Genomic DNA, 1222 nt, shown 5'->3' with positions numbered 1-1222 from the left:
GAAGGAAGTGCGCACTAAAGTAGCGTAAACAAGACACCGGTTTGAGGCCGGTGTCAGGTGATAACTAGATCTGTACATCCCGTTTATTAAAAAAAGGAGAAGGGTTAGTTATGAGGTGAAAAGAGAAATTTACAATTACATCAATGTGCGATTACGCCTCTCTAATCAAACCTATAAGCTACATCTGTCAAATCAAAAAATTATATATAGAATTGACATCATGGTTATATTTTACTCCCATCTTGAAGAAGATCATGATTTGGGGAAGGAACTATTTCCCCTGCGGTCGTCATATCAAAGCAGCCACTAAGCTCAGTACCATTAAACCCTCTAACAAAGAGTATTTTCATATCTGGATGTGCATGAAAAACTTTCATCCATATGCTAAAAAAACCTTTTGCCTTTGCTAGTGAAACTATCATGTTTTTCATCTCTTGAGAGGGAGCAGATAAAAAACATTTCAATGCCTCTTGCGCCTCAGATATTGCACCCATTCTCTGCCCAACCCTATCCAGATAGACAAATTCTCCATTTGAATCAAGATGCTCTTGGATGGGTTTATCTAGACCAACTAACTTCAATGTATTCTCGGCTAGTTTTTTTTGATTAACATTTAAAGCTAAAGATGGTGATACTGTTCCGTCATCATTATAAGAAAATGCATAAAATGTATTATCTCTATCTGGGAATAACAGTTCTTTAAAATCTACCTTTTTACTACCCTTTGATGAATTGCAGTTAGTACAAGCAAGTAAAAAATTTGACCAACGCCGTTCTAAATGAGGTTGTTTATAATCACCATCCTTAGGCTCAATATGTTCAACAGCTAAAAGTGTAGGAACCATTCTTTCGCAGTAACTGCAGTATTGCCCAAGTCTGCTCACCAGCTCTGGCTTAGCATCTTCATATTTATTAAAGTCACCATTGATAGGAGAGGCATTTTTCCTGACAGGTCTCATCGTTACTCTCCGAGCTTAACCATTCGTTGCATTTCAAGAAACGCTTGAAATGCAGGATTGTCTGCATAAGGAGCTAATGAGTTAGCAAGACGTTCTTTGTACTCCTCTAGTTTTTCGGAAGGAGAGATCTTGGCTTCATCGAGATTTTTAAGATATTTTTTTGCAACGCCCTTCATTTCTAAATATCTACCTGATTACCCATGACCCTCAGCCAGCTTCAAGAGCCGATATGGCATCGGAGGGCTTGCCACGACTGCATGCCC

2 protein-coding genes are annotated in these 1222 nt (G+C 38.6%); both read right to left on the bottom strand.

Going from position 1 to position 1222, the window contains the following annotated elements:
- Positions 1-224: 224 nt before the first annotated feature.
- The gene (locus tag PG887_RS22395; RefSeq protein WP_270822952.1) at positions 225-959 is read right to left on the bottom strand and encodes an HNH endonuclease; all 735 of its coding nucleotides are present in this window, start codon (positions 957-959) and stop codon (positions 225-227) included.
- Between the two features lie 2 nt (positions 960-961).
- Positions 962-1135 carry a hypothetical protein gene (locus tag PG887_RS22390; protein WP_270822951.1) on the bottom strand — a complete coding sequence of 58 codons (174 nt, stop codon included), beginning with the start codon at positions 1133-1135 and terminating at the stop codon, positions 962-964.
- Positions 1136-1222: the final 87 nt, after the last annotated feature.

This window comes from Aeromonas sp. QDB14 (assembly GCF_027707845.1).
GTDB classification, from domain to species: domain Bacteria; phylum Pseudomonadota; class Gammaproteobacteria; order Enterobacterales; family Aeromonadaceae; genus Aeromonas; species Aeromonas caviae.
This window is presented reverse-complemented; position numbering and strand designations above follow the sequence as displayed.